This is a genomic window from Opitutaceae bacterium (assembly GCA_041395105.1).
Lineage (GTDB): Bacteria > Verrucomicrobiota > Verrucomicrobiia > Opitutales > Opitutaceae > B12-G4.
Genome location: JAWLBB010000002.1, coordinates 1,033,928 through 1,047,467, shown reverse-complemented (window position 1 = coordinate 1,047,467; position 13,540 = coordinate 1,033,928). Strand labels below are relative to the sequence as shown.

Below are 13,540 nucleotides of genomic sequence, written 5' to 3'. Positions count from 1 at the left end.
TTGGTTGCAGGGGCCGACGGCTGGTGCCGCCTCCCTCACAGAGATGGGTGGGTGAGTGAAAGGTTCAGGCTTCGCTCAGGAGGACTCCGGGGTCCGCATGCGCGGCGCGGCCGTTCTTCGGTTGAACGGAATGCACGCGGACGAGGGGTGATGGCTTCAGAGTGGGTGAAATCTGGATACCGATGCGGCCCGGCACATCGAAGTGGTCGATCCGCCAGATGAGGTGATCGATGGCCCGGTTGACGAGGGTGGAGAGGTGGATGTCGATCGCCGCCGGCTGATGGCTCAGTTTTCGGTAGATGGCGGGCGAATAATTGCCGAGGACGAGTTCGAAGTGGCGATCGGGCCGGAGCCCGGCCTTTGCCGCCATCCCGAGAAAGGTTTCGCAGAAATGATCGGCCGGCAGATAGATCCCGGAGGCGCGGTTCGGGCCGGCCACCCAGCGACGGACCAGCTCCTCCAGCATGGCTGCGGGCGGGTTGGCCTCAAGGTAGGCCGGGCGGACAATCGACTCCGGGGTGATCACGGTCACCTCGAGGTTCAGCTCGCGGCAGCGTTCGACAAAGGCGCGGCTCCGCAGTTCAATCGCGCTGTAATGCGGATCGGTGGCCAGGACGGCCACCCGGCGGTGCCCCCGTGAAGCCAGGTACTTCGCCGCCAGCCGGCCATTGGCGCGGTTGTCGGGCTCGATGAAATCGCCCGGATAGTCTTCCGATCGACGGGTCATCAGCCAGACGTTGGGTATCTGCCGGATCTGGTTCCAGACGGCCTCGGTTGGTTCCATCCCCTGGAGGATGATGCCGTCGACTCCCCGCCGCTCCAATTGCGAGGGCAGGCGATCGGGACGTTCCGTGGAGAAAGCATTGATCGAGACGCGTCGCTGGGTGAAGGCAGGCCTCAGTTCGGAAATCTGTTCCTGGAACCAGGAGGTGATCGAGGCATTGGCCGCCCCGATGAACCAGGCGACGATCGAACGGGCCTCGAGCTGACGCGATTTCGGGCCGCGGCGGCTGTGCAGAGGAGGAGGCGTGTAATTCAGGGCCATCATGGCGTTGCGGACGGCGAGAACGCGCTCGGGATTGACCCTGTCGGGTTGATTGATGACCCGCGAGACGGTGGCGGGAGACACCTTGGCGTGGCGTGCGATATCGACCACAGTGGAGTGATTCATCGGGAAGGACGTGCGCGGACCTTCATGCATGCTGCCTGGACCTGCTGGAGATGAAAAAACACTTACCATTTAATGAAATTTCATTTGGACAGCACTGGTCTGTCTATTGGGTCCTCGGGGAGGAAGGAGTGCCATCGCGACCCGCCGAGGGATCCGATGGATTGAGTCCAGAACTTGGATCAGGAGACCCGCGAGGTCTCAGGCTAATGACCTAAGTGGCCCTAAAACAGCAACATACGGAGCTTGCGACGCTCCAGGGAGCTAAGTTTGGTTAAATCCACAAAGGGATGCTGCAGCGGAAAGTGGGTTTTTCGGGTGTAGTTGATCTGGTCGGTGTGACCGCTGCATGAACAAGGCTGAAATGTTTCATAGTCGGACCTTCTTGTCAAATGGCATTTTCAGTTGGGAATCCGATTTTTGACGAATTATTGCGAAATTTTACGGCTCGTGATCCGGCGATCGTTGGTCTGCCACCCGAAAAGCAAAGTGGTTATGGGGTTGCGGTCCGCAGGCGGGGCCGATCCGGCTGTCTGCGCCATCCGGCCAAAGAGGACTTGAGTAACTGTTTGGTTACTTCAGGTTTGGCCGTGCAAAGCATGATCTTCAGAATCCATTCCCATGATTGAGCAACGACCGAAGAAGCCCTTTACGAGCGATCGCTCCCAATGGATCTGGTCGACCGAGGGGTCGCATCAACGGCCGGCCGGGGGCTCGCCCTCTCATTACGAAGTGCGGCGCTTCCGGCGGGTGTTTCGGGTGGAGTCCGGATCGTCTCCGGAACTCACGGTCCACGTGACGGCCGACAGCCGCTATGTCTTTTACTGCAATGGTTCGCGGGTGGGGAGGGGGCCGGCCAAGGGGGACATCACCCACCATTTCTACGAGACCTTCGACCTGTCCCCTCTTTTAAGGGACGGGGAGAATGTCCTCGCCGCGCTGGTCATGGACATGTCGAGGGTGGCCACGCGGCCGGACGCCCTGGGGCCGCCGACCTCGGTCATGACCTACGCCGGAGGTTTCCTCCTCGAAGGGGAACTCCGGATGCCGGATGGGTCGGCCACTTCCCTCTCAACGGACGGGGAGTGGAGGGTTTCCGTTGACCGGGCCTTTCACTTCCAGAACGACCACACGACCTATGAAGGCTTCATCGGCTATTTTGAGAGGGTCGATCTGTCGCTGATCCCGGATGGTTGGCTGGACCCCGGTTACGATGAAACCGGATGGCAGGAGGCCCGACCTCTTTATGCCGGGGAGTTGCTCGAGACACGGCGGGACCCAAAGAGCCCCTACGGTCTGCTTCCCCGGATGATTCCGCTGCTGGAGGAAGGACCGGTCAGCCGTTTTGCCGAGGTCTTTCTTCCCGGCGGAGCGGCTGCATCTCCGGACTGGATGGCGCTGCTTGCCGGAGAGGACGTGGTGGAGATCCCGGCCCGGACCGAAGTTGAGGTGATTCTGGACACCGGTCGTCTGACAACGGCCTTTCCGACCGTCGAGGTGGAAGGAGGGAACGGGGCCGGGATCTCGCTTCAATATGCCGAAGCCCTGCGCCTGCCTTGGGGGACGCCGGGTGCCGAGTTGCTCGGGCAGAAGCAATCGCTGGCCAACCTGGCCTCGGCCTTTGCCGATGAATCGACTTCCTGGACGTTCGATCGACGGGGCTTCATGACGGGATGGCACGATCTTTACACCCTTTCGGGTGGGGTCCGGACCATCGAACCGTTTCACTGGCGGACCTTTCGCTTTGTCGGAGTCAGGATCGTCACCGGAAGCGAGTCACTGCGAATCCGGGGCCTTCACCACCGCTTCACCGCCTATCCCTTCGATACGAAGGGTCACTTTGAGTCTTCGGACCCCGAACATGCGGCTTTCTGGAAGAAGAGCCTCTGGACGATGCGTCTGTGCTCACACGAAACCTACGAAGACGGTCCCTACTACGAGCAGATGCAGTATGCCGGGGATACCCGGATCACCGCAATGATTTCGATCCTGACCACGGGCGATGGCCGACTGGCCCGGCAGGCACTCCACCAGTTTGACTGGTCCCGACTTCCGGATGGATTGACGCACAGCCGTTACCCGTCCCGGTTCATGCAGGTGATTCCCTCATGGAGCCTGCATTGGGCCTCCCTGGCCTGCGATTACCTCCGGTTGACCGGTGATCGGGAGACGGTCGCAGAGCTTGTTACCGGCATCCGGGCGGTGGTTGACTGGTTCCGGCGACGGGTGGGACGCCGGGGCCTTCCGGAGGACCTTCCTTATTGGAATACCGTGGACTGGTGCCCCGACTGGCAGCGCGGGCAACCGCCGGGATGGGACGAGGGTCCCACCTGCGTGATTTCCAGCCAGTATCTTCATGCCCTGAGAGAACTGGCCTGGCTCGAGGAACGGGTGGGGGACAAAGGACGGGTGTCCGGCCTGGAGGCGGAAGCGGCCCAGACGGCGGCGGCGATCCGCTCGGTCTTCTGGAGCGCGGCGGATGAGCTCTTTCGTGACCGGCCGGGTGGACCGGAATTCAGCCAGGCGGGGAACGCCTGGGCCGTCGTGTCCGGCGCGGCGGACAGGGAGCAGTGTCGGGCGTTGGCCGGCCATTTTCCGTTCGACCCCCGCCTGGCCAGGGCCTCTTTCTTCGGGCTGCACTACGTCTTTCAGGCCAATCAGATGCTCGGCGTCTATGAGAAGCATTTTCAGCGGATGTTTGAGCCCTGGAGTTTCATGAACCGGTTCGGTCTTGATACCTGGGCCGAGGAAACCAGCTTCTGGCGATCGCTTTGCCACGCCTGGAGTGCCCATCCGGTGCTGGAATTCATCCGGGTGATCCTGGGAGTCGAATCGACCGAGAGCGGCTTTGCCACGGTGAAGCTCGTTCCCCTGGCCTGCGGGCTCGATCATGCCTCCGGAACAGTCATGACGCCGCAGGGTCCGATTGAAGTGGCTTGGCAGATCGGGAACGGGCAATTCAATTACGAGGCAAGCCTGCCGGATGGGGTGGTGGGCTGGCTCCGGCTCCCGGGCATGGACAAGCCGGAAAAGGTGGCTGGACGGGTTGTGCGCAGCAGCAGGCACTGCGGCTAAAGAATGTTGTGACTGGCATTTTTCCCGTTGTTCTGTAGGGTCGTGCGCTTCACATGGATTTTGTCCGGATCCAAGGAATTCGTTTTCTCACGTGTCTCGCCAGTCTGGCCACGCTGGCTTCATTGGGACACGGTGAGGATTCGCTTGAATCGATCGAGAAAGTCGCCCGGGACTGGGCGCAGACGCGGAAGGAAACGGTCCGTGAGCTGGATGATTGGCGTTGGCAGAAGACCTTTCTCGAGTCGACACGGGAGGCTCTGAATCGGCGGACGCGAACGCTGGAGGACAGGAGGGAGTATCTCCTGGCGACTTCATCGAGGTTGCGGGAAAGCTACGTGGAGATGGGCCGGCGCAACGAGGAAGCGATGCAGGTCCTCGAGGAGGCCGGTGGAACGATTGATGGCGTCATTGCGGAGCTCAAGAGGTTGCGGGCCTTTTTGCCGCCGAGGTTGTCCTCCGCGCTCGAGTATGCCTACCAGAGTCTTGAGGATTCTTCACGGACTCTGGGTGAGCGGATGCAATCGGTGGCTTCCATCTTCAATCGGTGCAGCCAGTTCAACAACGCGATCACCTATGCCGAAGAGGTTCTTGCCATGGCCCCGGGTGAGGAGCCCAGATATGTCAGTGTGCTCTATTGGGGCCTGAGTCATGGCTATGCCATCGACAGTGCCGACGGGGTGAGCTACCTGGGGTCTCCCATCGAGTCGGGATGGACCTGGGAGCGGCGGCCGGACATCGCCGGTGCGGTCTCGCGTCTCATGTCCATCTACCACGACAAAGCGAAACCGGACTTTGTCCCGGTCCCGGTTCAGGTTTCAGATCCGGCCGATCCCGACAGGGAGAACTGAACCAGCCATGATTCGTTCACACTTCGTTCGGGTGTTCTTTCTGGGTCTCTTGCTCACCGTCAGTGCCCGGAGCGAGTCTTCGCTCAATGATCGAATGGCCGCGGCCCTTCTCGACTACACCGCTCGTCTGGAAATGGCCAATGCCGAGCTCGCTGAAACGAGGCACCGGATTGAGGACGAGCGTGTGCCGTTGATGGATTCGATCCGGCAAATAGAAGAGGATCTCGTCACGCTCGAAGCGGAAGTCTCGGCGTTGGAAGCGGAGTCGGCTCGCGCCGAAGAAGGTCGCCAGGAAACGGAGATGAGTTGGGAGTCCATCGTCCGCAACGTGGATTACCTTTCGAGGATCAGTCTGGAGAATCTGGAGGGCATGAAGGCCGCGCTGCTGCCGGGGGAAGCCGACGTCTATGACGAGCGGATCGACGAACTGCTCGAGACCCTGGCCCGGCCCTCTCAGCTGGAACGGGCGGCGGCTATTCTGGCGGCTCCGGAGCTGCAATTGGAGCGACTTCGCCGGCAGATTGGCGGACATCTGCTGGACGGTCTGGCCATCTCCGAAGACGACAATGTCGTCCGAAAGGGAACCTATGCCTTTATCGGCCCGGAGGTCCTCTTTGCGTCGGATGATCTGGAAAGGGCGGGAACCGTAAGGCCTCGCGAAGGAGCACCGATTCCGACCGTCTTCCGCCTGCCCGAATGGAACCGGGAAAACGTCCGGGCCCTTTTCCAGGGCGAACGCGGAACGATGCCGGCCGACGCCTCCGGAGGCAAGGCGCTGCCCTTGAAGGCGTCCGAAGAATCCCTGCTCGGCCACCTGAGGAAAGGTGGGGTTGTCGGCTATGTCATCATGGGACTTGGCCTCTTTGCGCTGGTCACGGCATTCGTCAAACTGACCGATCTCCGGCGGCTTTCAGTCGATGCCCCGAGGGTCGTCAGGGGGGTCCTGGACGCATTGGCGTCCGGGGTGGGCAAGGTGGAGATCGCGAATACGGTCGGATCCCTGCGAGCCACCACGCGCGAGCTTTTTGAGTCGGGTCTGCGCCATGTGGAGAAGCCCAAGGCGCTGCTGGAGGAGCACCTTTCGGCCTTCATCCTGCGGCAACGCATCGACCACGAGCGCCGATTGCCGCTCCTTGCGGTCATCGCGGCAGCGGCGCCCTTGCTCGGACTTCTGGGTACGGTGGTCGGAATGGTGAAGACGTTTACGCTCATCACCATTTATGGAACCGGAGACGCCGGTAAGCTTTCCAGTGGCATCTCCGAGGCCCTGATCACGACCGAGCTTGGTCTGATCGTCGCCATCCCGACCCTCGTGCTCCACGGTTACCTGAGCCATCGCATGCAGAAGAATTTGGCGCTTCTGGAACAGTATGCCGTGGAGTTTGTGACCGCGGCGGAGGAAAACAGAACGAATTCTGAACGAGGGGAGGCGGACGACCGATGAGTGCGATCGTTGAACTCCTCTACCAGGGAGGACCCGTCATGGTGGTTCTGGTCGTCCTGTCGGTTGTCCTTTACGAACGGTGCATCAACCTGCTGATCCTCCTGCGGCGCACGCGGCGCTCGGTCAAGACCGAGTTCCGGGTCGGCGTCGCCGATCTGCCCCGGTTGAGACGTCAGGCCGCCAACTTGCACGAAACCTACTCCAGGCACCGGACGTCGATTGGTGCCTTGATCGCAGTGGCTCCCCTGCTCGGACTCCTCGGGACGGTCATCGGGATGGTCAGCACTTTCAAGAGCCTCGCCGCCACCTCCGCCGGTCAGTCGATCGAAGGTTTGGCCGGAGGGATCTCGATGGCTCTGGTCACGACTGAGACCGGCCTCGGCATCGCCATCCCCGCGCTCATCATCCTCTACTATGCCCAGAGGGAATTTCAGGAAAACACCCTGAACCTGAATCAGCTCGAAAGCGAAATCATGGAAAGGATGTAGAACCCGGTTGCGTCATGCTGAAACTTGCAATGGGACGGCAATCAGAGCGAAGGGTGAGGATCGACCTCTCCCCGATGATCGATTGCATCTTCATCCTGCTGATCTTCTTCATCGTCACCAGCGTCTTCGTCAACGATCCCGGAATTGAAGTGAACAAACCGGATGTCCGGGGCGCCATCGCCATGGACCGCAATGCCCTGCTCATTGCCATCTCGGCGGAAAACCGGGTCTATTTCGAGGGACAGGAAATACCCCTCGGGCAGGTCGCTTCAGTCATCAGGCAGGCGGCTTTCAACCCGGACACGGTCCTGATCATCCGCGCCGATCAGGCTACCAGCCATGGCACGTTTGCCGGGGTTTATTCGGAGGCCAAACGGGCCGGCGTATCCAGAATCCAATTTGCCACGGAATCAACCGATGACAACTGAACCAGTCAGAGTCGGGCGCCGAAGCCGTGACTACCTTCATCTTGAGGAGCATGAACGCGGTAGCCGGCGTCTGTTCAGCTTTCTGTCCGCGATCGCCATCAGCTTCTTCATCCTCATGGGCGTCTCACTCGCCCAGAAGACCAAAATCGAGGAAGTCACTTTGCCCATGGAAGACCTGCGGGCGGTCTACCTGCCGGACCCGCCCCCTCCGCCGCCCCGGGTCGGCAAGGAAGTCGCGCCGCCCGAATGGGTCTTGTCGCTTTCGGAGGCGCCGTCGACTGACGGGTTTCGCATTGCAGCCGCTCCGCCGTCCATCAGGCCCGTGTCCAGTCCGGTGGCGGTGCCGGACCTTTCCTTCGATCTGGAAGCCTTCAGTCCGGATCGCGATTCGGTGCAGTACGATGCCGACCATGTCTTCCGCTTGTCCGAGGTCGACCAGGCTCCCCTCGCCGTTTATCAGAAGGCACCGGTTCTGCCGCCGGGTACTTTGGACGGAGTGGCGGATCCGAGGGTCACCCTCATGTTCATCATCCAGGATGACGGCTCGATCGATTCGATCAAAGTGCTCCAGTCAGCCAGCGAGAAACTGGATGCGATCATTGTCCGGACGGTGAAGGAGTGGAAATTCAAACCGGCCGTCCGGCAGGGAAAGCGGGTCGCCTGCTGGGTCCAGCAGTCGTTCTATTTCAGCCGCAAGGTGGTCAAGCAGGCTGGCTTTAAGGATTTTCGATGAAACGTTTGAAGGGATTTGTCGGTTTTTGGCTGGTCGCGGCCTTCGCCACCAGCTTGTCGGGCGGGGTGTCGGGCGAGCCGCCCGAGGTCGATTTGAATGAGATCATCAATGAATCCTACCAGTTCCTGCGCAATCGGGAGCCGATCATGACGCGCGCCGAGTATTCTCTTTACGAGACCATCATACCGATGGTGTTTGAACAGCCGGACTACGCCCTGAGGCTGCTTGAAACGATGATAGCGGATGACGAGCCGGAGAGTCCCGCCTTTGAGTTCGTGCTGGGAAACATGTACTTCATGCAGGGCCGCCTCGTCAGTTCGGAGGCCCGTTACCTGAGTGCCCTCAAGGCCTATCCGGAATTCCAGCGCGCATGGTTGAACCTGGGGGTTCTGCGTTTCTCCGCGGGTCGGTATGCCGAGGCTGTCCCCTGTTTCACCCGGGTCATCGCGCTCGGAGACCGGGAGGCACGGACTCTCGGTCTTCTCGCCTATTGCCTGCAGGAGACTGGAAACAGTCTGGTCGCGGAAATGGCCTATATGCAGGCGTTGACGGCCGAGCCCGACAATCAGGAGTTGATCGAGGGCCTGCTCAGGCTCTACCTGCGCAACAGCAACTGGCCGCGGGCGGAAATCCTCCTCAAGCAGCTCATCAGGATGAATCCGGAGGACGGGGAGAAACACCTGCTCTATGCGAAGGAACTCGACGACGAGGGTCGATCCCTCGAGGCGATCATCGTGCTGGAGGTGGCCGCCGGCATCGGTGTTCTCAATGCGGATGGGCTCCTCTATCTGAGCAATCTCCAGGTCAAGAACGGTCTGCACGCGGAGGCTCTTGCCGGGTATCGCCGGGTTCTCGAGAGCCAACCGGATATCGGTCTGAGCCACCTGTTGAGTTTTGCCCGGGTCCTGATTGAGGAAGGACAGTTCGACGAAGCCGAGTCGATTCTCGGCGGCCTGAGTGATGACGTGCCTGCGGAGATGAGGGGTGAGCTTCTCCGTGCCCGGGCCGAACTCGCCCAGAGCCGTGGGCATTGGGTGGAAGCCGAGGATTACCTTGAGCGTCTCCTCAACCTCAATCCACTCGACAGCGATGCCCTCATCCGCCTCGGTCAGTCCCACCGCAGATCAGGCGACCTGGCCCGGGCCCAGTTGGTTTTTGAGCGTGCCTATCAGATTGACGAGAGCCGCTACCGGGCCTGTCTGGAACTGGCCAATCTCGCTGTCATGAATCGGAAGATCAACCGGGGTGTCGCCTACCTCGAGCAGGCCATCGAATTGCAGCCGTCCCCGGTCCTGCGGGAGCACCTCGAACGACTGAAGGCGGCGTCGATCTACCGGGGAGGCGGTGACCTGGCGGTCCAGTAGGACCCATCGGACGATCATGGGAACGAACGGTTTCAGGCGGATAAGGGGATGGACCGGGATTCTGGCGGCTGTCTGTGCCCTGCATTCCCTCGGCCGCAGCCAGGAGGCTGCGACGCCCGATGACGAAGTGCGGGAGTTCACCCTCTTCACCGGGGCCAATCTCAAGATCATCGACGGCGAGTTCCTGCGCCCGGTCTTGAACGTGACGGACAAGGGGCTCTTTGTCGACTTCGACGGTCAGGCGAGAAAGCTCGATTTTGATGACGTCAATGAGCTTTGGATCGACCGGGAGATGAAGCTGAACGCGGTCTACGCCAGGATCAATGACATGAAGATGGACATGGCGTTCTCCGAGGGTCTGGTCCGGGTTCCCATCTGGGGGACGGTTGCCGCCGGAACCTATTCCGCCGATCGGGGAAGCCTGGACAGCTCGGAACAGCCCGATATCAAACTGCCTCCGGCCATGAATTCCGGTAACGTGATCTCCGGACCGGACCGATCTTCCGGCTGGAAGGGGCTTTCACCGACTGACCAGAGGGATGCCGGTTTCGACGCCTGGAAGGTCAGCTTCAAACTCAGTTCGGCCCACGCCCTCCCCACTCTCTATGCGGTCCTTATCACCGACTACCGCGACCCGGCCCGGTCAGGCGACGTGCTACGGAAATTCCATCTCCAGACAATTGACGGGATTTCAGCCGAACCCAAGGAGATCACCCTGCTTCAGGAGGGTTTCCCGCCCGGGTTTCAGGTCGAGGACAGCGATATCTACCTCTACTCGATGGGACGTGAGATCCCGACCAACCTGTCCGAGAAACAGGTGGCCCTGACCCGGGATGAGGCCATGCAGTACCTGATTCTCGAGTACATGATCGGACACAAGGACGCGACCCTGCCACCCCGGCCGATGTGGGTCTGGATGCCACCCGAAGTGAAGACGCTTATCCGGGAATCAGAAACCAACCCCGTCGTCCGGCTCGATCTCGACGTAAAGGGTCGCGTGATCAACCTGGTGGTGGACTCGGAGGGAGAGGAGGGCATTGCCCCGGAGATCACCGCGGCCTTCCGGGATTTCCGCTTCTATCCCGCTTTTGAAAACGGTCGGCCCATCGAAGGCAGCTACACCTTGCGGCCGAAGGAACTCCTGCGCTGAGGGAAGGGGTCAGGCCGCTGTTTGTATATGAATCAGTATTGAGGTAAGGGGTCAGGCCGCTTTTTATATATGGATTCGAATTCATATATAAAAAGCGGCCTGACCCCTTACTCGATCGCTACAGAGGCAGGCTGGTTGCCCAGGCGGTGGATTCGTCGGGTTCCGATCGATCCCGATAGGTTGAAATGAGGGACCAGCGGTCTTCGCCGCTGGTGTTGGGATGAGACGCGTGCACCGCAAGATCGTGGAAGAAAACCACATCTCCGGCAGCAGCCGGAACGGTGACCGTTTCCAGACCCTCGAGTTCGTCCGCCGGAATCTGCCGTTCGAATCCAGTCTCGTTCTTTACCTGGGCCATGGTGAACACCTTGCGATGCGTGCCGGGAATCAGCCGCAGGCAACCGTTGGCCTCCGTGGCGTCGTCGAGCGCGATCCAGGCGGAGATCTTGGCCGAACCCTTCCAGTAGAACCAATCCTGGTGCCAGGGAGAGGGGAAACGCTTGGTGCCGCTCTTGAAGACCGTCTTTGCGCTGAGAAACTCCGGACTGTCTCCGATCAGTTCGCGCAGGATCCCGACAAGCCGGGGGTTGATGACCGGCTGGAGCAGGGATGGATCGATCTGATCGAGCATCCAGACGTTGACGCCGGAGGGCGTTCCGAGCTTGCCATCCCGGGTCAGAATGCGGATCGCATCCGCCTTGATCGCCTGGGCTTCTTCACGGGTGAAGATACCCGGGACGGACACATATCCGTTGTTCTCGTATTCGGTGCGTAGGTTCATGATGAGGGATGGGTCAGGCCGCTTTTTGTATTTAAACCCGATTCATATACAAAAAGCGGCCTGACCCCTTATCGCGATGCCAGAGTCAGCAGCAGGAGGATATCGGCCTGGCCGTTGATGGTGGACTCCTGACACATGAAGTCCGTGGAGTTGTCGAAGAAAACGCCCTCCGCCGTGTTGAACCGATGAAACGGATCATTGTCGGCAATTTCAAAGTAACGCATGAATTCCCGATGACTTCGGGCGTTGCCCGGCCCCTCGGAGAGGGCCCCGGTCGGGAAAATGCCGAGGAAGCCGTAGGCGGGCGAATAGATGTTCCGGACCGTGTTGGGAAGGCGCTCGCTGAAGAGGAAGGAAACTCCCCAGTTGTTCCGCCCGAAAATGTAATCAAGCATCAACGGGGTCAGGCCGCTTTTTATATATGAATCCTCATTCATAGACAAAAAGCGGCCTGACCTCCTCGGTCTGACCTTTTCCGCCAGTTCGGTGGCAATTGTCATTTCGATCCAGCGGTGCAGGGCGCCCCAGACATAGCGGCCGGGGATGCCCCAGGGGCGACCGTGCTGCTCTGCGTTCTCGAGGTAGCGATCCGCCTCCTCCCGGAGTCGGGCTGCGGCGGACGGATCGAAGGCAGAGAGGGCGTAGTTGGCCGACCAATGCCATGATTTCCAGCTCGGTTCGGCTGAGGCCGGGGGGGCGGCGGCGATGGCAATCTCCAGGTAGGCGGGATCTCCGGTCCAACGGTGGAGCGTGACCCCGGCCAGGGCGAGTTGATCCTCGAGGGAATCGTCGTGATAGAAATCGTTGGTCTTGGCGCGTTCGAAGGCGGTCAGAACGGTATCTGATTGCTGCGCCCGCTGGAAGAGCCGGACGGCTTCGTCGCCGTAGACGCTTGCCTGGTCCGGCAATCCCAGTTTCTCCCAGGTGATGGCACCCATGGCCAGAGCCGCGGCCGCCGAGTTGAGGTGGACTCTGGAAAGGGCGCAGAGCGCTGGGCGCTTCCCGTCGAGCAGGTCGTCCTCGGGGAGGCGGAGTGGCTGGTTGTGGTCGTCTTCGTTGCCCACCTGAATGACGAAGAGGTCGTCGGCGGGATGGACCTTCATCAACCAGTCGAGCCCGTGTTTCGCCTCCTCAAGCAAAGGGGCCAGGCCGCTTTTTATGTATGATTCTAAATCGATAGAAGGGGTCAGGCCGCTTTTAATGTATGATCCAGAATCATACATTAAAAGCGGCCTGACCCCTTGAAGCTCATTGGCGAGCAGCAGATGGAAGACGGTATAGGAAATGTTGAGGGTGAATTTGAGCTGATCGCCGGCATCGTACCAACCCCCTTCGACATCCACGGTCCGACCGAGAGGATCGGGTTTCCAGCGACCTTTATCCGGGTCACCGTCGGGGATCCAGACGTGGGCACGGGCATCTCCGGGGTGGGAGGGCCGGCGAGGGGGGACCGTATTCGGACCCGAACGCATCATCCTGAGGTGGACGAGCGGTTCGGTCAGGAGTTCGCGATAGGGTTGATCGAGCACCTGAATGGCGGCCGATTCTCCGGCCACTGAAAACAGGTGCGAGCCTTTCTTGGAAAACCCGGAAAGGAAATCCACCTCGTGGTTGAAGGGCAGGGGCGTGTGCGGTCCCCGGCCGACGGTTGACGGGCCGATCCGACCTTCGGATTCGTCGCCGTCCTCCAGTTGGAGGGTCCAGATCTCTCCGCTCAGGTCGGCCTCGCTCATGATGACGAGGCGGACAGGATGCCCGGGTGCGTAGCCGGCCTGATTCCAGCGGATGAAGGTGTCGGCGGCGGCCGGTGTGGATAGGGATAGCATTGAGGCGGTCAATAACGGCCCGAATGAACGCATGGCCGGAAAGCGTGGCGCGGGAACAGGTTGGTGCCAAGGCAAACTGTTCGGCGATTGTCGAGAGCGTCGCCGGGCTGGTCGAACGGTCCAGGTATTGCCGGAACTATAAAAGAAGAAAACTTCTTTTATACTTGTAAGCAGGTGCCTGCGAGGCGATGGTCAGGCATCGCCGGTTCTCTTCTCATGGCTCCTCCTTCCGGCA

Annotated in this window: 11 protein-coding genes; 8 read left to right on the top strand and 3 right to left on the bottom strand. The window is 60.5% G+C overall.

Going from position 1 to position 13,540, the window contains the following annotated elements; all coding sequences use genetic code 11:
* Positions 1 to 64: 64 nt before the first annotated feature.
* Positions 65 to 1,171 carry a LacI family DNA-binding transcriptional regulator gene (locus R3F07_11140; GenBank protein ID MEZ5276924.1) on the bottom strand — a complete coding sequence of 369 codons (1,107 nt, stop codon included), beginning with the start codon at positions 1,169 to 1,171 and terminating at the stop codon, positions 65 to 67.
* A gap of 618 nt (positions 1,172 to 1,789) precedes the next feature.
* Here R3F07_11140 and R3F07_11135 point away from each other — a divergent pair.
* From R3F07_11135 to R3F07_11100, 8 genes are read left to right on the top strand one after another with little or no spacing between them, the layout of a single operon-like run.
* Positions 1,790 to 4,243 carry an alpha-L-rhamnosidase N-terminal domain-containing protein gene (locus tag R3F07_11135; GenBank protein ID MEZ5276923.1) on the top strand — a complete coding sequence of 818 codons (2,454 nt, stop codon included), beginning with the start codon at positions 1,790 to 1,792 and terminating at the stop codon, positions 4,241 to 4,243.
* Positions 4,244 to 4,296: 53 nt separating this feature from the next.
* Positions 4,297 to 5,091 (top strand): DUF3450 family protein, encoded by a 795-nt coding sequence (locus tag R3F07_11130; GenBank protein ID MEZ5276922.1) that lies wholly within the window; start codon positions 4,297 to 4,299, stop codon positions 5,089 to 5,091.
* 7 nt (positions 5,092 to 5,098) lie between these two features.
* Positions 5,099 to 6,535, top strand: a complete 1,437-nt coding sequence (locus R3F07_11125) for a MotA/TolQ/ExbB proton channel family protein (protein MEZ5276921.1) — start codon at positions 5,099 to 5,101, stop codon at positions 6,533 to 6,535.
* Positions 6,532 to 7,023, top strand: coding sequence for a MotA/TolQ/ExbB proton channel family protein (locus R3F07_11120; protein ID MEZ5276920.1), 492 nt, complete (start codon positions 6,532 to 6,534; stop codon positions 7,021 to 7,023). Before R3F07_11125 ends, R3F07_11120 begins: the two co-directional genes overlap by 4 nt.
* 14 nt (positions 7,024 to 7,037) lie before the next feature.
* Positions 7,038 to 7,451, top strand: a complete 414-nt coding sequence (locus R3F07_11115) for a biopolymer transporter ExbD (GenBank protein ID MEZ5276919.1) — start codon at positions 7,038 to 7,040, stop codon at positions 7,449 to 7,451.
* Positions 7,441 to 8,184 (top strand): TonB family protein, encoded by a 744-nt coding sequence (locus tag R3F07_11110; GenBank protein ID MEZ5276918.1) that lies wholly within the window; start codon positions 7,441 to 7,443, stop codon positions 8,182 to 8,184. Before R3F07_11115 ends, R3F07_11110 begins: the two co-directional genes overlap by 11 nt.
* Entirely contained in the window at positions 8,181 to 9,548 is a 1,368-nt protein-coding gene (locus R3F07_11105; protein ID MEZ5276917.1) for a tetratricopeptide repeat protein, read from the top strand. Before R3F07_11110 ends, R3F07_11105 begins: the two co-directional genes overlap by 4 nt.
* Before the next feature lie 16 nt (positions 9,549 to 9,564).
* Entirely contained in the window at positions 9,565 to 10,698 is a 1,134-nt protein-coding gene (locus R3F07_11100) for a hypothetical protein (GenBank protein MEZ5276916.1), read from the top strand.
* A gap of 118 nt (positions 10,699 to 10,816) precedes the next feature.
* Here the strand turns inward: R3F07_11100 and R3F07_11095 are convergent, their stop codons facing one another.
* Both R3F07_11095 and R3F07_11090 read right to left on the bottom strand, forming a co-directional pair.
* On the bottom strand, positions 10,817 to 11,479 hold the full coding sequence (locus tag R3F07_11095) for a phytanoyl-CoA dioxygenase family protein (protein MEZ5276915.1): 663 nt from the start codon (positions 11,477 to 11,479) through the stop codon (positions 10,817 to 10,819).
* A gap of 68 nt (positions 11,480 to 11,547) precedes the next feature.
* A complete protein-coding gene (locus R3F07_11090) occupies positions 11,548 to 13,305 on the bottom strand; it encodes a glycoside hydrolase family 9 protein (protein MEZ5276914.1) in 1,758 nt (585 codons plus the stop codon).
* Positions 13,306 to 13,540: the final 235 nt, after the last annotated feature.